The 22,693-nt window shown below is 42.1% G+C and carries 20 protein-coding genes; 6 read left to right on the forward strand and 14 right to left on the reverse strand.

Translation table 11 applies throughout. The features are described from left to right. Window positions 1-9: 9 nt before the first annotated feature. Window positions 10-477: an RrF2 family transcriptional regulator gene (locus tag ACM5QX_RS04905; protein WP_041456525.1), complete on the reverse strand. Its 468-nt coding sequence runs from the start codon at window positions 475-477 to the stop codon at window positions 10-12. A 257-nt stretch (window positions 478-734) separates the two neighbouring features. Here ACM5QX_RS04905 and cysE point away from each other — a divergent pair, with 257 nt between their 5' ends. Beyond that, complete coding sequence (gene cysE, locus ACM5QX_RS04910) at window positions 735-1,454, forward strand: serine O-acetyltransferase (RefSeq protein ID WP_011321667.1); 720 nt, start codon at window positions 735-737, stop codon at window positions 1,452-1,454. Window positions 1,455-1,568: 114 nt separating this feature from the next. Here the strand turns inward: cysE and ssuD are convergent, their stop codons facing one another. After that, window positions 1,569-2,714 (reverse strand): FMNH2-dependent alkanesulfonate monooxygenase, encoded by a 1,146-nt coding sequence (ssuD, locus tag ACM5QX_RS04915; protein WP_414752620.1) that lies wholly within the window; start codon window positions 2,712-2,714, stop codon window positions 1,569-1,571. A gap of 295 nt (window positions 2,715-3,009) precedes the next feature. Between ssuD and ACM5QX_RS04920 the strand changes: the two genes are divergently transcribed. Then, complete coding sequence (locus ACM5QX_RS04920; protein WP_414752621.1) at window positions 3,010-4,260, forward strand: tetratricopeptide repeat protein; 1,251 nt, start codon at window positions 3,010-3,012, stop codon at window positions 4,258-4,260. Between the two features lie 38 nt (window positions 4,261-4,298). Here ACM5QX_RS04920 and ACM5QX_RS04925 read toward each other — a convergent pair whose 3' ends face one another. From ACM5QX_RS04925 to ACM5QX_RS04935, 3 genes are all read right to left on the reverse strand, one after another. After that, window positions 4,299-5,099, reverse strand: a complete 801-nt coding sequence (locus tag ACM5QX_RS04925; protein ID WP_414752622.1) for a PhnD/SsuA/transferrin family substrate-binding protein — start codon at window positions 5,097-5,099, stop codon at window positions 4,299-4,301. Then, window positions 5,096-5,338 (reverse strand): hypothetical protein, encoded by a 243-nt coding sequence (locus ACM5QX_RS04930; protein ID WP_414752623.1) that lies wholly within the window; start codon window positions 5,336-5,338, stop codon window positions 5,096-5,098. The genes ACM5QX_RS04925 and ACM5QX_RS04930 overlap by 4 nt, the downstream gene beginning before the upstream one ends. A gap of 357 nt (window positions 5,339-5,695) precedes the next feature. Next, a complete protein-coding gene (locus ACM5QX_RS04935; RefSeq protein WP_414752624.1) occupies window positions 5,696-6,805 on the reverse strand; it encodes an aliphatic sulfonate ABC transporter substrate-binding protein in 1,110 nt (369 codons plus the stop codon). A gap of 835 nt (window positions 6,806-7,640) precedes the next feature. Here ACM5QX_RS04935 and ACM5QX_RS04940 point away from each other — a divergent pair. Continuing rightward, window positions 7,641-8,054, forward strand: coding sequence for a four-helix bundle copper-binding protein (locus ACM5QX_RS04940; RefSeq protein WP_414752647.1), 414 nt, complete (start codon window positions 7,641-7,643; stop codon window positions 8,052-8,054). A gap of 165 nt (window positions 8,055-8,219) precedes the next feature. Here ACM5QX_RS04940 and ACM5QX_RS04945 read toward each other — a convergent pair whose 3' ends face one another. Further along, a complete protein-coding gene (locus ACM5QX_RS04945) occupies window positions 8,220-8,885 on the reverse strand; it encodes a glutathione S-transferase family protein (RefSeq protein WP_414752625.1) in 666 nt (221 codons plus the stop codon). A 113-nt stretch (window positions 8,886-8,998) separates the two neighbouring features. After that, window positions 8,999-10,036: an NADP(H)-dependent aldo-keto reductase gene (locus tag ACM5QX_RS04950; RefSeq protein ID WP_414752626.1), complete on the reverse strand. Its 1,038-nt coding sequence runs from the start codon at window positions 10,034-10,036 to the stop codon at window positions 8,999-9,001. 268 nt (window positions 10,037-10,304) lie between these two features. Here ACM5QX_RS04950 and ACM5QX_RS04955 point away from each other — a divergent pair, with 268 nt between their 5' ends. Next, complete coding sequence (locus tag ACM5QX_RS04955; RefSeq protein ID WP_414752627.1) at window positions 10,305-11,297, forward strand: isopenicillin N synthase family dioxygenase; 993 nt, start codon at window positions 10,305-10,307, stop codon at window positions 11,295-11,297. Window positions 11,298-11,333: 36 nt separating this feature from the next. Here ACM5QX_RS04955 and ACM5QX_RS04960 read toward each other — a convergent pair whose 3' ends face one another. From ACM5QX_RS04960 to ACM5QX_RS04990, 7 genes are all read right to left on the reverse strand, one after another. Next, a complete protein-coding gene (locus ACM5QX_RS04960) occupies window positions 11,334-11,675 on the reverse strand; it encodes a 4Fe-4S binding protein (RefSeq protein ID WP_011321658.1) in 342 nt (113 codons plus the stop codon). A gap of 12 nt (window positions 11,676-11,687) precedes the next feature. Continuing rightward, window positions 11,688-13,379: an FAD-dependent oxidoreductase gene (locus tag ACM5QX_RS04965; RefSeq protein WP_414752628.1), complete on the reverse strand. Its 1,692-nt coding sequence runs from the start codon at window positions 13,377-13,379 to the stop codon at window positions 11,688-11,690. 63 nt (window positions 13,380-13,442) lie between these two features. Further along, window positions 13,443-14,666, reverse strand: coding sequence for a glutathione S-transferase family protein (locus ACM5QX_RS04970; protein ID WP_414752629.1), 1,224 nt, complete (start codon window positions 14,664-14,666; stop codon window positions 13,443-13,445). A gap of 2 nt (window positions 14,667-14,668) precedes the next feature. Next, window positions 14,669-15,325, reverse strand: coding sequence for a class I SAM-dependent methyltransferase family protein (locus ACM5QX_RS04975; protein WP_414752630.1), 657 nt, complete (start codon window positions 15,323-15,325; stop codon window positions 14,669-14,671). Between the two features lie 192 nt (window positions 15,326-15,517). Continuing rightward, on the reverse strand, window positions 15,518-17,350 hold the full coding sequence (locus ACM5QX_RS04980) for a vanadium-dependent haloperoxidase (protein WP_414752631.1): 1,833 nt from the start codon (window positions 17,348-17,350) through the stop codon (window positions 15,518-15,520). A 132-nt stretch (window positions 17,351-17,482) separates the two neighbouring features. Beyond that, window positions 17,483-18,526 (reverse strand): aliphatic sulfonate ABC transporter substrate-binding protein, encoded by a 1,044-nt coding sequence (locus tag ACM5QX_RS04985; RefSeq protein ID WP_414752632.1) that lies wholly within the window; start codon window positions 18,524-18,526, stop codon window positions 17,483-17,485. A gap of 71 nt (window positions 18,527-18,597) precedes the next feature. Beyond that, window positions 18,598-19,641: a sulfonate ABC transporter substrate-binding protein gene (locus ACM5QX_RS04990; protein ID WP_414752633.1), complete on the reverse strand. Its 1,044-nt coding sequence runs from the start codon at window positions 19,639-19,641 to the stop codon at window positions 18,598-18,600. A gap of 1,089 nt (window positions 19,642-20,730) precedes the next feature. On the opposite strand from ACM5QX_RS04990, the gene ACM5QX_RS04995 reads away from it, so the two are divergent. Beyond that, window positions 20,731-21,027 carry a 4Fe-4S binding protein gene (locus ACM5QX_RS04995; protein ID WP_414752634.1) on the forward strand — a complete coding sequence of 99 codons (297 nt, stop codon included), beginning with the start codon at window positions 20,731-20,733 and terminating at the stop codon, window positions 21,025-21,027. A 34-nt stretch (window positions 21,028-21,061) separates the two neighbouring features. Beyond that, complete coding sequence (locus ACM5QX_RS05000) at window positions 21,062-22,669, forward strand: FAD-dependent oxidoreductase (protein ID WP_414752635.1); 1,608 nt, start codon at window positions 21,062-21,064, stop codon at window positions 22,667-22,669. Window positions 22,670-22,693 lie beyond the last annotated feature (24 nt).

Consider the following 22,693-nt stretch of genomic DNA (forward strand, 5'->3'; position numbering starts at 1 on the left):
CTTATATCGCTAAATGTAATACATCTGACCTTTCTGTAAACGTGCTTCTCGTTGGTCACACAAGTCTTGGATAGTATATTGGCTCAAAATATTTTGTGCAGCTACATCCGCTTGTTGCCAAATCTCGCACACCAAGCTTTTTTCTAAATTTTCTTCAGAAGGAGATTCTTTTTCTTTTTGCTCTCCATCCAACATAATTACGACCTCTAACAAGGTCAATTGCCGAGGTTCACGGGTCAAAACAAAGCCACCTCTAGAACCACGTTGACTCTGCACTACGCCAGCCCGCCGCAAACTAGAAAGAATCTGCTCTAGATAGCGCTCTGGAATCGGATGCTTAGCAGAGATGTCACTCATGGTTGTGGGTGTTTTTTGAACATATTGGTTAGCTAGTTCTAAAAGTGCCAATAGTGCATATTCCACTTTGGCAGACAGATCCAATAGGGTATAGTTTTGTTTTTTTAAGCTCTGCGTCATCATACCACTGTTAATTGATAGACTTATTGTACTTTAAACGAGAAAATTGCTAAAAACAATGTTCTATGAGATACAGTTCTGCGAATATTCATTAAATTACTATAAGTCTATCAGCTTACCGTTATTTGTCTATAAAGCTTTTTATTTAAGCCTGAATCAGTGTATGAAAACCTAATTTTCTTAGTTATCACTTATTTGTTCATGTAATAAATATCACCATAATCTCAAACTAACTCATCATTTCTCAGGGCAAAAATATGCTTTTAACTGACTTACGCACAATTTATGAACGCGATCCCGCAGCCCGTAATTGGCTAGAAATTTTATTTTGTTATCCTGGCCTTCAAGCCTTGATGTTTCATCGCCTTACCCATTGGTTGTATAAGATTGGAATTCCCTTATTTCCACGATTGATTTCGAGTATCAGTCGGTTTTTGACAGGAATTGAAATTCATCCTGGTGCAAAGATTGGTAAAGGCGTATTTATCGACCACGGTATGGGTGTAGTTATTGGTGAAACCGCCATTGTTGGTGATTATGCACTGATTTATCAAGGTGTTACCCTTGGCGGCACAGGCAAGGAAAGCGGTAAGCGTCATCCTACATTGGGTGAAAATGTAGTTGTAGGAGCGGGTGCAAAAGTATTAGGTAATATTCACATTGGTAACAACGTTCGTATTGGTGCAGGTTCAGTAGTTTTGCGCGATGTTCCCAGCAATACGACAGTTGTAGGCGTTCCAGGGCGTTTGATTCGGGTTGATCAAGCTCATGTTTTAGCGCATGGAAAAGTCCGCGATATGGAAGCAGAGGCTATCCGCGCCCTCTTTGAACGTGTGAAGGATTTAGAACAGCAGGTAGAACAGTTAGGAGGTAATTTTCATGTATCCATCAACCAGGTGGACAATCAACACCTCCAAGAGACTAAAGCTGAGAGTAATTTAGTCATTGAAGAGTTTTTGGATGGTGCGGGAATTTAAATGCTGTTTTTGAGGGTTTTTAAACCCACAGAGAAGTTAGAGTAGCGTCTCGCAGGGAGAGAGATTTTGAACTCCTCACGGAGACGCTACGCAAACGGTGGTGGCGCGGAGTTTTTAATCTACAGTGGCGATTTGCTGTTTAGGGAAGTCTTGGTTGGCTACAACTTCGCCAAAGGGACTCAATAGTTGTGGTGCTACTGTTGGTTGATGCTGTAGGGGTAACCGTGGAAAGAGTAACTCTGCTACTCGATAGGCTTCTTCTAGATGGGGATAACCGGAGAAGATAAAGGTATCGATACCTAATTTTTGATATTCCAGCATTCTTTGAGCTACTGTATCGGGGTCACCAACTAAGGCAGTCCCCGCACCGCCGCGCACTAAACCAATTCCCGCCCATAAATTCGGGCTAATTTCTAAAGCTTCTCGACTGCCGTTGTGTAATTCTTTCATTCGGCGTTGTCCTTCGGAATCCATGCGAGAGTATGCTTGTTGGGCTTGGGCGATCGCCGAATCATCTACGTAGCGAATTAAATTATTGGCTGCATCCCAAGCCTGGCTTTCAGTTTCCCGGACAATGACATGGAGACGAATCCCAAAACTTAATGTTCTTCCTTGTGCTGCTGCTAGTCGGCGTACAGAGGCAATCTTTTGGGCAACTTGTTCTGGTGGTTCGCCCCAAGTTAAATATACATCTACGTGTTTGGCAGCGATTTCTTGAGCAATGGGGGAAGAACCGCCAAACCACAGAGGTGGATGAGGTTGCTGGACTGGGGGAAATAACAGCTTACCGTCTTGAATATTGAGATAATCGCCCTGGAAGTTGGCGGTTTCTCCGGCAGCAATCTCCCGCCACACTGCCAAAAATTCATCTGTTAATCTGTAGCGATCGTCATGGGTAAGATGCAATCCATCCCCTGCCAATTCCACTGGATCACCACCTGTAACGACGTTAATTAGCAAACGTCCTCCAGAAATGCGATCAAAAGTTGCTGCCATTCTGGCTGCAACTCCCGGTGACATCAACCCCGGACGTATCGCCACCAAAAATTTCATCTGTTTGGTGTGTGTTACCAAGGTTGATGCCAAAATCCAAGCATCTTCACAAGAACGGCCTGTAGGTAATAATGCACCTGTAAAACCTAAGTGATCTACAGCTTGAGCAATCTGCCGCCAGTAATCAAAGTTGACTACGCGCCCGCCTATGGCAGTACCTAGATAGCGCCCTTCACCGTGAGTGGGAATAAACCAATGTAGCTGCATGATTTCTATGTCAGAGCAAGATTTACTGTTGCTTTAATACGGTAAATCTATCGAACTACCGTATTAATAAAATACTATTAGACTATCGCACAGCCCATGAGGTAAATCAAGACTTTGAGGGAATTAAGTCCGGTTATCCTATCAACTTTAAGTAGTTTAATGCTTGCGGTTTTGTAGTGAGTGTGGCATACTCTTGGTCATAAGAACGATAATCCGACCGATTTACTGTAGTTTATAAAAACTTAGTTAGAGATGTTATTAGCACCTCTACAAATTTTGGTGCAAGGAATTAATCATGCTTAAAGATGCACAAGGGCTAGTAGTAACCACAGATTCAGCCAAAGCGATCGCAGCCATTAACCGTTTTACCCAGCAGATGTTGGGTTATGGTAGTGATGCAGAGACAGCAATTTTACAAGCAATTGCAGCAGATCCCACTTGTGCATTAGCTCATGCTTATGCTGCTGCTTATTATCTCACCCAAGAAAACCGTAAATCTTGGCAGCAAGCTCAACCATATCTGCGAACAGCACAACAGCATTTCGCCAAAGCTACTGCCAGAGAACAATTATATATACAAGCAATTTCCGCCTGGGCAAATCAAGAGATTGAGGTAGCGATCGCTATTCATGAAGAAATCACCGATAAATCCCCCTGTGATTTGATTTCTGTGCAGCAGGGACAATATCACTATTTTTATTTGGGCGACAAAGAAAAATTATGGCAAATTGCCCAAAAGGTTTTACCTAGCAATCCGGAAAATCATTATTTATATGGCATGGTGGCCTTTGGTTTAGAACAGTGTCACCAACTTGAAGCAGCAGAAAACATGGCTTATCAAGCGATCGCCATAAATAAGTATGATCCTTGGGCGCATCATGCGATCGCTCATGTTATGGAAACACAGAAAAGAGTTGATGAGGGAATAGCTTGGATGGAGAGTTTTGCAGATACCTGGGAGAACTGCAACTCTATGCTCTACACTCACAACTGGTGGCACATTGCCCTATATTATTTGCAGTTAGAAAACTACCGAGAAGTTCTCAACCTGTATGATACGCACATTTGGAGACGTGCTAATAAACAATCTCCCAAAGACCAAGTAGGAGCAATTTCCCTATTATTGCGGCTGGAATTACACGGTGTAGATGTGGGCAACCGTTGGCAAGGTATCAGTCCTTATCTTTACAGTCGCATTGATGAACACGCTTTACCATTTCAAGACTTGCATTATGTCTATGCACTCGCCAAAGCGGGACACCATGATTGGGTAAAGCAAATGCTGTTGAGTATGCAGTATCACGCCTTGAGTATTAATCCTTTCCAACGACGGCGTTGGTTAGAAATAACCCTACCCGCCGCCAGAGGTATGGTAGCTCATGCCCAAGGAGATTTTCATACAACTGTTGCAGAACTCCAGCCTGTTTTGTCGCGTCTGCATGAAATTGGCGGGAGTCATGCACAGCGAGTATTATTTGGGCAAGTTTATCAAGATGCTGTGTCGTCGTCTCAACAGCAGAGTTGGGTTTATGGCATTACCGCCTGATGTGAAATCTTTTTGCCTCTGCGTGAGCTTTTACACTTTCAAAGTGTAACGTGGAGGCGATCGCTATAAATCTGATTTAATATCTGATAATCTTTTAATTCCACGGCTGCAAAACGCCTAACTCCAAAGCGTTCCATCACTCTTTGCAAATCTGCATCTGGTTGGAGTAGTGCTAACCGCATTTGCTCAATCAAAGATATACCTAGACGCTGTGCTACTACTAAAGGCGGCATCGGAGCAGGCCCCAGTACTTCCACTACACGCAAATGCTGTAATAATTCGGGAAAATCCTTGAATTCTTGTTCTAATACCACACTATCAATCGCTGCACAGTCTGCCAATCCCTCAACTACCCAGCGAATTGAACGCTGATGTGAACCTGATTGTAGGGTGTTGCTAAAGAAATTTTCCGGATATCTTTGCTGAATTAAATGATGACAGAGTAAATTGTAACCACTATTAGAACCAAGGTCGTTATAGCAAAATGTTTTTCCTGACAAATCTGCAAACTTTGTCATCTTACTTTTAGTATTGATGATGACATCTGCAAAGTAAACAGGATGGTTACCATAGCGCGATGATTCCATCACAGGGGCAACCAATGTTTGCAATTGAGTTGTAACTGTTTGACTATAGCGAATTAGTGGTAATCCACAAATAAAAGCTAGGTCTAGTTGGTCTTGTAATAATAAGGGGTCTTCTAGAGGATCACATTCACCTGGCTGTAGTTGGATTTCCATCTGTACAACCCGACCTAAATAAGTGGCGATCGCTTGATAGAACTGCCACCAATTAGGAGCTAGATAAGATACCAAACACAACCTTTTATCTATAGTCATTTTTGTTCGGCAACAGTTCCATGCTGAAGTCCTTGAGTCAGCTTTTTCCCAAACCAATAAATAGATAAAAATCCTAAACTAGTTAATACTAAAAACATCATACCCAAAACAGTAGTATACGCTTGCGTATGCCACCATAACCGACCATAAAAAGTTATAACTGTTTGAGATATCTTACTTAAAAAAGGAAGATTTACTCTTGTATCGTTCTGAATACTGATATGTTGGGCTAATGCCATTTCGATTTTTCCCTTCAACCAAATGAGTAAACAACACTAACTTGATGTGCTTACTGTAGATTGTATGGCATATTGTCTAATTTCGTCAAATGCTTGACAATAATACAATGTTGCTAAATTAGCAATTTGCACAATCCATCGTGAAAGCTGTTGACAGCCCTGATTAGTAGTTATGCAATTAAGGCGCGCATTAGCTTAACGTAAGTGTAGACATAATAAAAAACTCTACCCAAAAGGGAATAGAGTTTTTGTTAGTAATTGGCAAAACAGCTAACGACCGCCTAGAAAGAAGATATTCAACTAGATTTAAAACCACTGACACACGCAGCGCTATCAACTATGAAACCTTCCCCAATACTATTTTTTTGCCAGCACTTCCTGGGGAGTAATTGCTGCATATTGTTCTGGAGTTAAAAAGCCCTCTCTGACATTCACCTTTCTTGGTATCAGCCCTAAGCGGTACCATTTGTCAGCAACTTCCTGCTGTTTATTAATAATTTGTTCAGTAATTGGTATGAGTGTGAAATCATACTTACTGTGCATAATTTCTAATGTAGGCGGGTCAAGTTGAGTAGTTTGAGCAAGTAAGTTAGCCAGTTCTTTGGGGTTATTTTTTGCCCAATTTTGGGCTTTTTGCAGTTCTTCCAGAAATATTTTGATTAACTCTGGATTTTCTTGGTAAAACTTACGGGTTGTAGAGACATAGTTGTTAGTATCCCGTAAACCATTGCCACCATCTGTTAAAACTCTACCAACCTTCTGTTGTACATTTCTAGTCACAAATGGTTCCCAAATAAACCAAGCATCAACTTTACCTTGACTAAATGCCACATTCGCATCGGGAGGTGGTAGATAAACTGGCTGTATATCACTCAGTTTTAACCCTTCTCTTTCTACAGCCCTGACTATAAGATAGTGACCGATAGATGCTTTTTGAGAAGCAATTTTCTTACCTTTTAAGTCTTTAACACTTTTAACATTAGAGTTAGCAGGAACTAACAGCGACACTGCTTTACCATCAGAAGAATTAGCAGCTAAATAAACTAGAGGTGTCCCTGCTGCTTGGGAAAAGATAGGAGGTGATTCAGCAGTTGAAGCAATATCCAGTGCGCCTGTATTCAAAGCTTCTAATTGCTGAGGGCCAGCAGCAAATTCAGGCCATTCTACTTTGTAACCTAAAGGTTTTAGTCGCTCTTCTAGAATACGTTTTTGTTCTAGAACCGCTAAAGCTGTCAATTGTTTGGAGCGGACAATCCTCACCACTTTATTAGTAGCATTTGTATTTGCTACATTAGATGCGGAAGAAGATGCTTGTTGCTGGTTATTATTTTGGGAAGGGCTACAACTAAATAGTGTGGTAGACAATACTAGGCTACAGCCAAGAGCAAATAAAGCGTGACGACGAGTAGTGCGTTTACTTGTCCACGATTGAGATATATTTGCAAAATCTTTTATTAATTGACTCATTTTTTAGAACCAAATATTTCAAAATGTAAAATTAAGTAAATAAGGTGGAATATCCACCTTACGCAACCGATGAGAGGATTACTATGGCTAAAACTTTGGGATTAGGAGTGTTACAAACAAGCAAGATTTATCCATCAACGCTACTTTTCTTTAATTCTTGTTGAGTCTACTTAACCTTAAAACCTTACTCTGTAAGCACTTTTACAAAATAACTATTTTAGTAGTAACAAGACTTCCTGGAACTAACTCCTGTTAGTCGGTAGAAATTAAGTAGTTTAATGATAATATAGCAGTGTTGCATGGTTAACAATAAAAGGCAAGTCTATTATGTAAAGAAATTTAGATATGAAGTTATTTTCAGCTTTCGCCTCAAAGTCATGAAACTATGACATTAAGGAGCTATAGGAAAATGTACTCATAGCTTTTTTTCAAATAATCATTTACCTCAATGATTTATATAGCTATAATCTTTGCTATATAAGGGTTTTAGGCTGAAACAGCTAGTAAATGAAAAAGATATTATTTGTCAACTTTTTTTGATTTAGGAAGATGACAAATCAAATCAACGGATGGAAAATTTTGCATATTAAGGGATACCTGAACTTCAACAAAGTAGTGCATCATGACTAACAGAATAGTCCAAGTCCTTAATTAATGAGGATTGTAGCCAATGGTAAGCTCATGAAATATTGGCAAGCCGAGTAATTTACGTCAAGTACATAGATATAGCGTCCTTCAAATTACTAGAAATTTGGAAACTATTGCTTTCCCAAAAATAAAGGGTTACCTTGCTAATTAAGTCAGCCACATTACCTACTGCAAAAGCAAGGAGACTATTTCTATGATGACAACTGAATCCATACTTGCTGAAATGGAAGCTTGCAAACAAAACTGCATAGAATGTCAAACGACTTGCATTGATACTATTAAGTATTGCAAGAATCAGAATGGTAGATACATGGATATGAGTATGATGTCCATGATGCGGGACTGTGCAGAAATGTGCATGATGTGCGTCAACATGATTAATGACGGTTCTGAGTTTATGGGAAACACCTGTAGCTTGTGCGCCCAAATTTGCGATCGCACTGCTATCGCTTGCGAACAGATGAGCGGTGATGCCACAATGATGTTCTGTGCTGCTATTTGCCGCAAGTGTGCTGAATCTTGCCATAAAATGGGACTAAATTCCGCTTCTTATTTCCGCAGATCAAGCTTGGTAACAGAAGATGCTCTGCTGTCTAGCTAATCTCCCCCCAGGATTGAGTTACCCAATTTATAGCAGACTAGTTATCCTAATTAAAGCAATATCCCGCCTGACTATTTTTAGTTGTTCGCCACCCAAAATATTTGAGTGGCGAACACTTAGGGAAAGCGAAAATGTCTTTAACCTTTGACTTTCTCCCAGGGTTGACTATGCAGCGACAGGAGTAGCAAATCTAGCATATCGCTCAATATAGAACTCCTTACTATTAGCGATCGCCACAACTGAATCACGTTGTTTTACAGCTTTTTTCCAGCGACGTAGACGAGTAAATTCCTCTGGTAGCGCCAAACCTCGATAATGCTTCAGTGCAGGCCAACGCTCAAACCAGGGATAAAAGGTGAAATCAACTAGACTAATTGATTCACCAAACCAGTAGGGGCCGTCTCCTGATAACTTCCCTAGACCTTCATTTTCGATAAACTCTAAATGTTTATACAGTTCTTGTTTAGCCGCTTCTTGCTGTTGAATATCGGGACTACGCAACAAAGCAGAAAAAGCCGGAACGAATCTAGTATTAGCAAAATCAATCCAGATACGAGCTTGGGCTTTAGCAATAGGACTACTGGGTAGAAGAGGCGGCTGAGGAAATACCTCATTCAGATATTCGTTAATTACTGCTGATTCCCAAACTCGATGATTACCATGTACTAGTGCTGGTACTTTGCCATAAGGAGAAATATCTGTAAATCCTTCTGGCTTGTTCTGCAAATTAATCTCTATCAAATCAAAGTCAATGCCTTTTTCTTGAAGTACCAAACGCGAACGGTGAGCATAAGGGCAAACTACCGCGCTGTATATCTTAATTTCAGCCATGTTGATATTCCTGTATGAATAGGAAGGATTGGTTTATTAGCATCGCCATAATTTTCTACACCTTTGCTTTATTCAGAGATACCCAACTTCTTCGAGAAGTTGGGTATCTTGTTTTATGGTGCTGGATTTGGATATTGAGTGTGAACTGCATCCAATTCTGCCAAAATGTCTTTATCAAGAACTACATTGATGCTTTCTATATTCTCTTTGAGTTGTTCTAGTGTAGTAGCACCAATAATCGTACTAGCAACAAACCAACGACTCCGCACGAATGCGATCGCTAGTTGTGCAGGACTCAGTTGATGGCTTTTGGCAATATCTACATAAGCTGCTACTGCTTTGCTAACATTTGGTTTTAAATATCTCTGACCAAAGTTTTCAAATAAAGTAACTCTTGCTTTCTCTGGTTTACCATGAAGATACTTACCAGTTAAATAGCCGAATCCCAAAGGACTATAAGCTAATAAAGGAATGTTCTCGTAATAAACTGTTTCTGCAAGTGCGCCATCAAAATTTCGATTGAGCAAGTTATAAGCATTCTGAATTGAGACAACTTTAGGTAATCCCAATTGTTTAGCCGCATGACTAAATTGTGCTACACCCCAAGGAGTTTCATTACTCAAGCCAATATAGCGAATCTTTCCGGCATTGATGACATCAGCAAAAACTTCTAGCTGTTCAGTGATGGGAATCGTTTCCCCTACCTGAGTGGGATCGAAAACTGTTTGTCCAAAACGGGGTACATAACGATCAGGCCAATGAATTTGATATAAATCGATATAATCTGTTTGTAATCTTTGCAGACTATCATCCACGGCTTGTTTGATATTATCGCGGTCAATGGCTTTTGCTCCACCACGTACCCATTTAAAGCCACGACCAGGCCCCGCGATTTTAGTAGCAATTATTAGTTGCTCTCGCTGTTGATTTTTTAACCATTCTCCAATATAAGTCTCCGTTAAGCCATAAGTTTCAGCGCTGGTCGGTACTGGGTACATCTCAGCCGCATCTATGAAATTAACTCCTTGAGCAATTGCATAATCTAGTTGTTGATGGGCTTCTTCTATAGTATTTTGCTGCCCATAGGTCATTGTGCCAAGGCAAATATCAGAAACTCGTAGATCGCTATTACCTAATTGGTTATATTGCATATTTTGGGATGATTTATTTATTGAATTGACAACTTTTATTGTTCAGTTTGTATTACTCAATAATTTTTCTTTTGTGAATCAATGAAAATTATATAATCAATACTACGGTAAATCAATCAAATTACCTGTATTTACAAGAAAATTCACATGATAATGTGGACAAACGCCTACTTTGATCCTCTAAAAAGATTAGCGATCGCCATATTCAAAATTCTGGTATCGATATAATTCTAGTTATTCGTGTCCACACACTAAGGAGAAACAAAGTATGACAGTCTTACAACTTCCCATCATTGATATTAGTGGGTTAACTTGCCAAAAGAATAACTCTTTTGATGTCTTTGCAGAGCAGGTCAAACAAGCGTGCCAAGATTACGGTTTTTTTTATATTGTTGGACATGGAGTTGATGAACAACTGCAAACGCAGTTAGAACATCTCAGTCAAGAGTTCTTCGCCCAGGATCAAGAAACTAAACTGAGAATTTCTATGGCTCTTGGTGGTAAAGCGTGGCGAGGATATTTCCCTGTGGGGAACGAGTTAACATCAGGTAGACCAGACTTAAAAGAAGGTATTTATTTTGGTTCCGAGCTAGAAGACAATCACCCACTGGTGAAAGCTGGTACACCAATGCACGGTCGCAATCTCTTTCCATCTAATATTCCCCGATTTAGGGAAACTGTACTTGAATATATAGACTCAATGACCAAACTCGGACACATCCTCATGGCTGGTATAGCCTTGAGTCTAGATTTAGACAAGTCTTACTTTGCAGAACGTTATACGAAAGATCCATTGATATTATTTCGCATTTTTAATTACCCTCCTAATTTAGGGTCTCAATCTGAATGGGGCGTTGGCGAACATACAGATTACGGAGTATTAACTATTCTCAAGCAAGATAACATCGGCGGATTGCAAGTCAAATCCAAGTCTGGTTGGATAGATGCTCCTCCTATTCCTGGCTCCTTTGTATGTAACATTGGGGATATGCTCGATCGCATGACAAGAGGACTATATCGCTCCACACCCCACCGCGTTCGCAACCTATCAACAAGTAATCGCCTTTCGTTCCCGTTCTTCTTTGATCCTAACTTTAACGCTGAAGTCAAACCCATTGATCTGAAGGATGTAGTAGTAAAAGATGATCAAAGCGATCGCTGGGATAAAGCTAGTGTTCACGAATTTCGTGGGACTTATGGCGATTATCTCTTGAAAAAAGTATCTAAAGTCTTTCCAGAACTACGTCAAAAAGTGCTTTAGAGTGATGAGTTAAAATCTAGTCCCTAGATACCCAAATTAACTTTGATAAGGACGGGGTAATTGGCGCAGTTTATGAGCTGTATCCAATTCACTATTGCTTTTTCTACCATATCCCCAACCTAAGAGGCGACGATATTCACCCATGATGCCACTTTCAATTAAATCATCCTCATTGATTTCCATATCTGTATGAGATTGGGGTGCAACATAGAGCGCATCCGCAGGACAATATGCCTCACACATAAAACAAGTTTGACAGTCTTCCTTGCGGGCGATTATGGGTGGTTGGTCAGGTACAGAGTCAAAGACATTAGTAGGACAAACTTGGACGCACAAATTGCAATTGATACAGAGTTTATGGCTGACAAGCTCAATCATGACCTGCTCCTGCTATAACTTTGATACAGATGATGTGGTGGGAGTAGTGATTACTGGTTGTTTAGTAGGAGCATCCGTAATCCAATCACGCCTCACCCAAAGCTTATCTAAACCGCCTGTAGCTTGGTAATAACGCTGATTTGGATCGGTTTCGGGATAATCTATGCGAATATGTTCGCTGCGTGTTTCCTCGCGGTTTAACGCGCTAAAATATGCCCATCGTGCTACAGCCGTCAGAGCAGCTGCTCGACGAGAAAATTCTACATCACGGACTGTATCTTGTTTGGGGTTTCCTTGTACTTGCTGCCACAGCGTTTCTAATTTAGCAAGGGAATCTAAAAGTCCTTGCTCAGACCGCAAGTAATTCTTCTCCAACGGAAACATCTGGGCTTGTACACCATGCACAATCGCCTCGTTATCGAATGTTGCGGAAGTAGGAGAAGATGAGCGCAATCCCACTTGACCAGCCGGACGCGCCACCCGTTCATGAGGATGAGCGCCCAAACTCTTGGCAAAAGCAGCTGCCCCTGCTCCTGCCCATTGCCCTGTGGAGATTGCCCAGGCAGCATTGGGGCCGCCACCCCCAGAAGCTAAACCGGCTAAAAACTCCCGTGATGCAGCATCACCCGCCGCATATAAGCCAGGAACCTTTGTAGCACAAGTATCATCCACAATCCTGATTCCACCTGTCCCACGGACTGTCCCTTCCAGAACCAGTGTCACAGGCACTCGTTCTGTATAGGGGTCAATACCAGCTTTTTTATAAGGTAGAAAAGCAATGAAATGAGATTTTTCAATCACTGCCTTAACTTCAGGCGTAGCTCGATCTAAACGAGCATAAACGGAGCCTTTGAGCAGGGCATTAGGTAGGAAAGAAGGATCACGACGACCATTGACATAACCACCGAGATCATTACCCGCTTCATCGCTATAACTAGCCCAACCAAAGGGAACACCTCTAGTTACCGTCGCATTAAAAGCCGTCGAGATGGCATAGTGATTAGAAGCTTCCATACTAGAGAGTTCGCCACCAGCTTCTACTGCCATCAGCAGTCCATCACCTGTATTAGTATTGCAACCTAATGCTTTGCTCAAGAATGCACAACCGCCATTAGCCAAGACTACTGCACCAGCACGAACGGTATAACTACGATGATGTTGTCTCTGTATACCTTTTGCACCTGCCACCGAGCCGTCATCAGCTAATAAAAGCTCTAAGGCAGGACTTTGGTCAAGAATCTGCACACCAACACGCAAGAGGTTTTTGCGAAGCACCCGCATATATTCAGGGCCATAATAACTCTGACGCACAGATTCCCCATCTTCTTTAGGGAAACGATAGCCCCAACTTTCCACCAGAGGCAAACTCAGCCAAGTTTTTTCGATAACCCGTTCAATCCAACGTAAGTTAGCGAGGTTTTTCCCGATGCGATAACGCTCGGCTCCAACTTTCTCCCAATTCTCTGGAGAAGGAGCCATGATGCCGTTACCACTGGCCGCCGCCGCACCACTCGTACCCAGAAAACCTTTATCAACAATGATGACTTTGGCTCCTTGGGATGCGGCTGACCAGGCTGCCCATGCTGCGGCAGGGCCTCCGCCAATTACCAATACATCAGCGCTCAGTTGTAGTTCATCTTCCCTATAGGCTGTTAGCAATTTCCTTCCCTCCTGATAAATTTGAGCTTTGCTAAATTCGAGCATGAAACTCTCTTACTCTCTGCGCCTCTGCGTGAGGTAATTTGATCATCAGCAACGCCCACAAAATTAATAAACAGAAGCCAACAATTTATCAATTGCCGCTCGAAACGCCGTTGCTGCACCAGCACTCATATCACGAGGAGCGCAAATGCGATTTCTCAAATATGCAAAAGCGATCGCCCCCACAGCAGCGAAAATAGGATCAACAGTGCTATTTTTACCACCAGTCCGACCACCCGCTAAAGTTTCACCGTTACCATGAAGTAAAAAATCAGCCAGTTGTCGCAAATGAAAATCAACTGCTTCTTTAACTGTGGTAAAGTCACCATCTGCCGCTAGTGCTTGGACTCCAGAGTTTTTGATAATATCTGCGATCGCCACTTCCCGATTATCGCTCAATCTCTCAGCTGCTTCGGCTCTATATTGAATTTTCTCACTATCCGCCACATCCAGAGGTAGAGGATTACCAATGGGTTCCACTCCCCATCGGCGACGCAACAGTAAATTATTGGTAATATTATCCGACTTCACCCGATGATAAGCAGGATGCTGATTCAGTGCGTCAAACCAAGCATTAATCCGAGGAAAACGCGGATTTCCTTTGATGTGATACCCCCGATACACAGGTAAATTAGCCGCCAATCTATCCAGATGAGGGCTATACATAATATCTACCAAGCTAAATGTACTAACAAAGTAAGGGCCGGGATACTTCGCCAAAGTTTGCTCAAGTTCATCTAACTGAGCTTCAAACTCTGCCTGTAACTTTGCCAACTCATCAACATCTACAGGCGCTTCTCTCAAGAATCTGAAAGCAATACTCCTAAAACCATTAGTATCCGCCTCCTCAACCAACTGTCTAGCAACAGCGTTTTCCTCTGGATTTTCTGGTAATAAGGAAGGATGAGGAAACTTTTCTTCTAAAGCCAAGAGAATATCTTTGGATTCATATACTAACTTCCCCTCAATTTTTGCCCCTGGGACAAGCGTTGTCGGAACTAAATCGGTATACCATTTGGGTTTGTTACTTAAATCAATAAACTCTGTAGCAAAGGGAATTTCTTTTTCTTCCAGTGCGAACCAAACTCGCTCGCAGAAAGGACACCAGGAATTAGTATCTCGGTAAAGCAGGACTGGTGGTTCTGTATTTGGCGGGAGTTTATGTAAACTACTGGGGATGGGTGCAGTAGAAGGAGATTGCCCTGGCCTTTTGACCCGACGCGCAGAAGTATGGTTTCTAGCAGTTGCTAAAAGTTCTTCCCAACCTGACACTGTGTTTTGAATAGACATTTTTACCTCGCTGCTCTAGGAACGCCCGAAAACACAAATAACTGTTGCTCTTTGGGTTCAGGTAAATTTTCACCGAGGTATCGATGAAGACCTACGCCCATATCTCCCGTGGCTGTTAGGTTAAAGCTAACTTCCTCAAATCCAGATGCACTTAAAATTTTCCGCACATTGTCAGAGTAGGGAATACCATTAGAGTGTCCACGAGTCCAGATAACAAAAGCACCTGGTTTACTCAGAAAACTCAGGTTATCTAGTAAGCGATTGAGTTCTGCTTCCTCAGCCAGATTGCCAAAGACACCGCACACAATCACAATATCTGCGGGTACTGCTCCTACGTAGTTAGTAGCAAGAGTTGCATCACCGTTGATCAACTCAATTTGCTTGGCTAAACCCAATGATTCTATAGTCGCTCGTCCACGTTCAACTAACTGGGGGTTGAGTTCAACAAGTCGTGCGTATACGTCATTTATCCGGGGGTGGTTTTTTAAAGTTCCTAGTAAATCTCGCCCATCACCCGCACAGACACTCACTATCCGAATAGCCCCATCTGGTAAGGCATTTAAGCTATAAGCAATATATTCCCGCACGATTTCTAGACGCTGCTGCAATTTTGGCTCAGTGTTGTAGAGGTCGTGCCATTCATACCAATCTTTCGGCATAAGGGCTAATTCCCATTTGATGCACACTGTGTATGTACAAACTACGGTTAATCTATCAAGTAACTGTAATTTATAGATGAAGGCAGAGTATCACAAGTATTTAGAGAAAATCAAGTCTCATCCCTTAACTGGTTTTTGTTGCTAATTGGAGTATGGAGAACAGCGAAGACCGTGAGAAAAAGTCCCTTGGATTTAGACAGTCACTCTTGTACCGTCAAATTTGGTGAAGGTAAAACCATTAAACCGTTCGTTGTATCCCAGTCTTTCATCTCTAAGAATACTGATAGCAACTTCCTCACCTAACGCTAAGCCAGCTGCACCATCGGAACGCCAATGAATACCGCCATGACCACGACCGATGTAATAGTTCGTCGCCAGCTTATTCAACTCACCACCGACTGTCAAAGCTGGGCCACTGTAGGGAATTAGTTTGGTGGGGTCATTGGGATCAGGTTCTACAGGATTGGGAATCACAAAATTCTCATTAAAAAAGGCTTTCAACAACGTAGCTTGCACACCCGCAATCGAAGCAGCACCACCAGTGTAAGAAGAGTGAAATGGTGCGCCTTCTGGATACGCATGGGGTAACAAATAAGTACCAAAAGTGCTGAAGGTGCGAGCTAAGGCTGTGGAATTGAAGACTTGGGAATTAATCGGATAACTAGTTCCATTGACAATGTTGTTATAAACCAATCCACCATAAGCTTCTGGTCGTAAACGTCGATGTACGTAAAACTTTTGCCAATAAGAAGCTCTGATTGCCCGTGAGGGAGCTAAGTTGAGTAAGGCTTGGAAATGTGCCGATGCAAAGGTAGCAGCAGAACCAACTTGAGTTTTGGAGTTGATATAGGGATTTCCTGGATTTAACGGTGCGCTAATGCTATTGAGAATTAACAAAGCTCCAAAGAACAAAGCCCCACCAATGCGTGATAGTTCGCTCAGATCACGAACAGTGAAAACAAAACGGCGTGTGGGATCGAACTTAATGGACTTGCCAGAACTACCTCCATTCTGGACAGTTAGCCATTCATTGTAATTAGTGAGAAAATCATTGTCCCTACCAGCTAGAGCAGTACGAATCAAGGGTGAAATGAATTGAGTATTGTAAGGAATTTCCCGCAACAGAAATTGGGAAATGTGGGGGCCATCCAGCACTCCTGGAGGAGTAACGTATTTTGTTGTCCTACCTGAGCGATCGCGCTGATCAACATAGATAACGCTACCACGAAATAAAGTTTGCGGAGTGACAAAACCGTTCTGTTTTGGCCCCCGGAACTCCGGTAGGCTATTGAGTTCGGCGATCGCTGCGGCGACATTCGGATCTTGAGCAAATCGACTGAAAGGCACATCCCTTAATAAAGCCTGCCAGTAGAGTTCAATCGCCTCCGCCGCTTGTTCGGCACTATTTAGGGTTGGTGGCGGTGGAACTGCTATCTGAGAAGCATTAATTCCTTCTAAACTAATTGCCAACGGCCCTTGAGGATTCACTAACTTTCTTGTACCACCCAAAATAATCTTTTCATAGTCATCTGGGTTCTGTGTTGTTAATGCCTTAATCAAAGAATCATAAGCTTGCAGATCAACTTCACCTCTTTGATCGTGTGGTAATCCCCTCGTGTCTGTAGCAATTTTGTTGGCATAGCGTTCCTCATCGCCGTTGGTAGGATGGGGTGGGATGTCAATTTGCCGATTATTTTGCGCTGCTTGGAGGCGGACTTGAAAGGCTTGCTGACGAAACTTTATATAGTTAAAATCTCGAACGCGATATCTACCCTGAGCAATTTCTCTAGCTTGTGCAATATCTCCCTGTTTGGAACCAGAGAAAGACGAACCGATCATCCCAGTCACAACGCTAGTAGCAGTAAACAAACCAGCATGACCAAGAAATAAACGTCTACTAACACCGTCTCGCCCAAAAAGTCTGCCACGTCTTTTTCCACTACCACGAGATTGAGGATTTGTCGTTTCTTTCTGCTCTTGTATATCTGCTTGAGAAGGTTGATCAAAATTGTCATCTGGTTGCATAGGATTAATCTCTATTTATTGAAGTTTGTAGGAATATGGCAAGGCGACGATTGAGAAAAATGCCGCCCATTTGTTAGTGAAAATAAATTTTGCACCAATCGCTCAATTAATTCATCAGAGATGCGATCGCAATCATTTCAGACGCTTGGGTGTAATTGCTGCCGATAATTGTGGGGGTAGTAGTGCATCTTTTATGTTGATTTTGCGGGGAATTATTTTTTCTTGAAAGTAAAAATCAGCTACCCGTTGTTGTTCAGCAATAATCGTAGGTGAGAGTCTTCTTAAGCGATAAGTACGTCGGCGTGCTACCTTTTCTAAAACTGATACTTCCAATTTCAGTTCCGGTGCAAAAGCCTTAGCAACTTCAGTGGGATTTTTTTCTGCCCATTCGCCTACCTTGTCTGCTTCTTCTAAAAACACCCTTACCAATTCAGGATTTTGAGTGACAAATCTACGTCTGCCGAGGTAAAATCCACCCAATGTGTTAATTTTGGCTGCATTCCTCAAATTGCGAATCGGAATAATTTTTTCCACCAGAGCTAAGAATGGGTCACTAGCTACCCAAACATCCACTTTGTTTTGAATGAAAGCATCACGAGCTTCTGATGGAGTTAAACCAACAATTTGCACATCACTAATTTTTAAGCCCACTTCTTGTAAAGCTTTTGCTAGTAAATAATGTGCATTTGATCCCCTCTGAAAAGCAACTTTTTTCCCTTTAATATCAGCTACTTTTTTAATCGGAGAATCAGCTCTTACTACAACACCTTGGTTTTGACCCCGACTAGGAGTGCGTCCAGCAATGTAGATAACTTCTGTGATGCCTGCGGCTTGGGAAAATATCGGTGGTGTTTCTCCCACAGTACCAATATCAACTCTACCTGCGTTCATTGCTTCTATCAATTGCGGCCCGGCTGGGAATGGCCCTACCCAATTCACTTTGATACCCAAAGCTTTAAACCGTGGCTCTACAACTTTTCGGACTTTAACAATATCACCAGAAGTTTGGTAAGCTAGGTTGATTTCCTTGGCAACAAATCCTCGTTGGGTTTGGGCTTGAGTACTCTGTAATAAGCTACCTACTAGGGGTGTTGAGAAAGCAAATAATCCTAATGCCGAATATTGTACAAGCTGTTTAAAGAATTTACGCCGTTGATCAAGAAATGGTATTTTCATTGCTATGGTATATATTTTTGAAGTAAAGTGCGATCGCTAGGGGATAGAAACTACAAAATGCCAAGATTTTTCTATCGGCCACTAATACGCTGAGGCGTGATCGCTGCATATTGTTGAGAAGTAAGTAATGCCTGTCTAATATCAATTTTCTTCGGTATGATCTTCTCTGCGTAAAATAAATCTGCAATGCGCTGTTGTTCAGCAACTAGAGAAGGAGTAAGTCTTCTTAATCCATAAGTGCGTCGGCGCACCACAGTTTCTAAAAGTGACGGTTCCAGCTTCAGTTCAGGAGCCAGAATTTTCACTACTTCTTTAGGGTTACTTTCTGCCCATCGTCCTAGTTTGTCTATCTCATCTAAAATTACCTTCACCACTTCAGGATTTTGGACAGCAAATTCGCGCCGTGATAGATAAAACCCACCTTGAGTAGCAATTCCAGCCGCATTTCTTAAAGTGCGAGCGCCAGCATTTTTCTGCACAAAAGCATAGAAGGGGTCCCATGTTACCCACGCATCTATTTTTTCTTGCAGGAAGGCATCACGAGCTTCCGCAGGCGCTAAACTGATGGCTTGAATATCCTTAAATTTCAAACCTGCTTCTTTTAAAGCACTGACAAGTAGATAGTGTGATGCTGAACCTTTTTGAAAAACTACTTTCTGACCTTTGAGGTCTGCAACTCGCTTAATAGGTGAGTTTTTTCTGACAATGATCGCACTACCTTCACCCTTACTGGGTTTGCGTCCAGCGATATACACCAGTGGCGCACCTGCTGCTTGAGCAAATATTGGTGGTGTTTCTCCCACTGAACCAATATCAACCCTACCTACATTCATAGCTTCTAACAGTTGGGGTCCCGCCGGAAATGGTGTCCATTCTATATCCACACCGATAGATTTAAGTCGTGGTTCTAAAACTTTTTTGATTTTGACTAAATCTCCAGAAGTTTGATAACCCACTCGTACTATTTTAGTATTAACTCCTGACCGTTTTGTCTGAGCATTGGCTTGTAATATGTCTCCAATTATCGGGGCAGCAAAACCAGATAATCCTAAGGCTGAATATGTTAATAATCCTTGTAAAAGTTTTCGTCTTTGTGGTTCAAATGGTTGGTGCATGGTAAATTCCTATTAGTTATTTGTTGGTCTTAATTTGGCTTGAGACATGACAGTTTTCTTGGCAAAACCAAGTTTATACATCTGAACAAAATAAGTTACTACACCCATCAATAAAAAATAGGTGAGCAAATGAATTTGATATCAATTCTGTGATTTTACAGATGCTAACTTTGGTAGTCACAATAGCATCAGTTACCGCTACTCATACCAATTCAATTAATGATTGCAACATATCATTGGGTGAAGACGCGATGAATCGCGTCTCTACATATGCTTTATTTGTCGCATTCTTTTTTCAAATTGGTATCATTAATAGACTTCTTGCATAAATAATTTGGTGTTGCTGACAATGTTATTTAAGAGTTCCACCCCAAGTCCCAAAGGAAGACTTTTGCACTCTTACTTCATGAATAGAATTCACAAGGAACGTATAAAGATATTCTTTCCCTGGTTCCTATTTTTAAGGCAGGTCTAGTGACAAATAAGTGTTAAATAACACTGATTCTATGACTATCTGTCTGCCAATAAATATTAACTACAGCAAATCTATCGATTTAATGTATTTTATTAAAATAGACTTTCTCACAAACAACTATAAAAATCAAGTAGGAGTGATACTAATTCTTGTTCAAGATTTTTCTCCCCAAGGACGCAATTCTATTTCCTGTGTCCAAGCACTGGGGGGTTGACGGAGAATGTCAAGGTAGGTTTGAGCGATGTCTACGACGGCCTACGCATCCAAGTCAAGTACGAAGTATCAAAGTAAACTTAGTCTTACTAACTGTTAGTATTTAATAAATTTAGTTAATCATATATTTTAATGGCTAAAGACTTGAATTTTCTCTAGCACCGTGCAATACTGCTAAGTCAATCTCCGATAAATCGGTCGGTGATGAGTATTTTTTGCGGTCTTTGTCTTACCTGATAAACAAGCCTTTCAGGTCTTCTAAAACTTATGCACGAATGAATTGGGCTAGTTATGTCTGGCGGACTTAACAATACTCCTCTTTATAAATTCAGGAGTGAAAGCTTGTGAGCGTCAGAGCAATGACTTGCTAAAGGAGTTGTCAAGAGGGAGTTAGTAGCAATGTGATTGAATTAGTCAGTGAATCACGATGTATTAAATGTAATCTTTGCGTTACTGCTTGTCCTACTAATGTGTTCGATGCAGTACCAGGGGGTGCGCCGAAAATTTCTCGCCAGAGCGATTGTCAAACCTGTTATATGTGCGAACTGTACTGTCCTGTAGATGCACTGTATGTTGATCCTAACGCTGAGGAATCAGTACCAGTGGATGAAGAAACTTTGATCGCATCTGGGTTACTTGGCAGTTATCGAAAAAATGTCGGCTGGGGTAAAGAGCGCACATCGGCTGCTAAAAAATGAGAAATCTGCTTACTATATCTAAGGAGTAAATTTCATGAATATCCGTCAAGATGTTTCTCATATAGATTTAATTACCGATGTATTAATCATTGGTGGTGGACCGGCTGGTACTTGGGCTGCTTGGAGTGCTGCAACCAGTGGGGCAAAAGTTGTTCTAGTAGACAAGGGTTACTGCGGTACAAGTGGTGCAGCCGCCGCGTCTGGAAATGGTGTATGGTATGTTCCACCAGATCCAGAACAGCGAGAAGCTGCAATGGCGAGTCGGGAAGGGATGGGAGGCTTTCTGGCGGATCGTCATTGGATGACTAGGGTCTTAGATCGCACCTATGACAACATTAACTCTCTGGCAGATGAGGGTTACCCTTTCAGTGTGGATGCTGATGGAAAGGTGATCCGTCGCTCCTTGCAAGGGCCGGATTATATGCGGTTTATGCGGAGAAAAATTAAGCAAGCAGGTGTAAAAATTTTAGACCACAGTCCGGCTTTAGAGTTGTTGGTAGATATAGAAGGCTCTGTGGCTGGGGCTAAGGGTATCAATCGTCAATCTGGGGAACGTTGGAAAGTCCGAGCCAAGGCGGTTGTGATTGCTACAGGTGGCTGTGCTTTCTTGAGTAAGGCACTTGGTTGCAATGTCCTGACAGGGGACGGTTTATTGATGGCGGCTGAGGCGGGTGCTGATTTCTCTGGTATGGAATTTTCTAATGCCTATGCAATTTCCCCGGCTTTTTCTTCTGTAACGAAGACTCGTTATTATGATTGGGCTTCTTTCACATACGAAGATGGGACGGTAATTGAGGGTGCAGGTTCTAAGCGCGGTCGTTCTGTGATTGCTAAAACATTGCTGAATCAGCCAGTTTATGCACGTCTGGATCAAAACATGGATGAGCAAACAAAAGCCTGGATGCGCGCATCTCAGCCTAACTTTTTTGTTCCTTTTGATCGCGCTGGGATTGACCCCTTTACGCAAAGATTCCCTGTAACTCTGCGTTTGGAAGGAACTGTACGCGGTACTGGTGGAATTAGAATTGCAGATTATACCTGTGCTACCTCAGTGAATGGACTGTACGCGGCGGGAGATGCGGCTACTAGAGAATTAATTTGTGGTGGCTTTACGGGTGGAGGTAGTCATAATGCAGCTTGGGCAATGTCTTCTGGCTATTGGTCTGGACAGTCTGCTGCTAATTATGCGTTGAGTTTGGGTGAATACGCCAGTCAATGCAGTGTACAGGGTGTGGGGGAAGCGGGATTACATGGTGAAGGTAACGGTACATTTTCACCAGATGAAGCGATCGCCTCAACTCAAGCTGAAGTTTTCCCCTACGATCGCAACCTTTTCCGCACTGCTACAAGTTTAAGCGCATCCCTAGAAAGGCTAGATGACCTCTGGCAAGAAATCCGCAACAGTCATACACCAGATGATCAGCAAATTGTGCGATCGCGGGAAGCTGCGGCAATGGTAGCTACCGCTCGTTGGATGTACAACAGTGGTTTGCAACGTCAAGAAACTAGAGGAATGCACAAACGCATGGATTACCCACAACAAGATCCCAACCAGCAATATCGGCTCCTTAGTGGTGGGTTAGATAAGATTTGGGTAAAACCTGAGTCATTAGTTGCAACCCAGGAATTAGTAACAGTCTAATTTTTGCGGCAATAGCCAATTATC

Origin of the sequence: Anabaena sp. CCY 9910 (assembly GCF_963920875.1) — a bacterium.
GTDB lineage: Bacteria > Cyanobacteriota > Cyanobacteriia > Cyanobacteriales > Nostocaceae > Trichormus > Trichormus variabilis.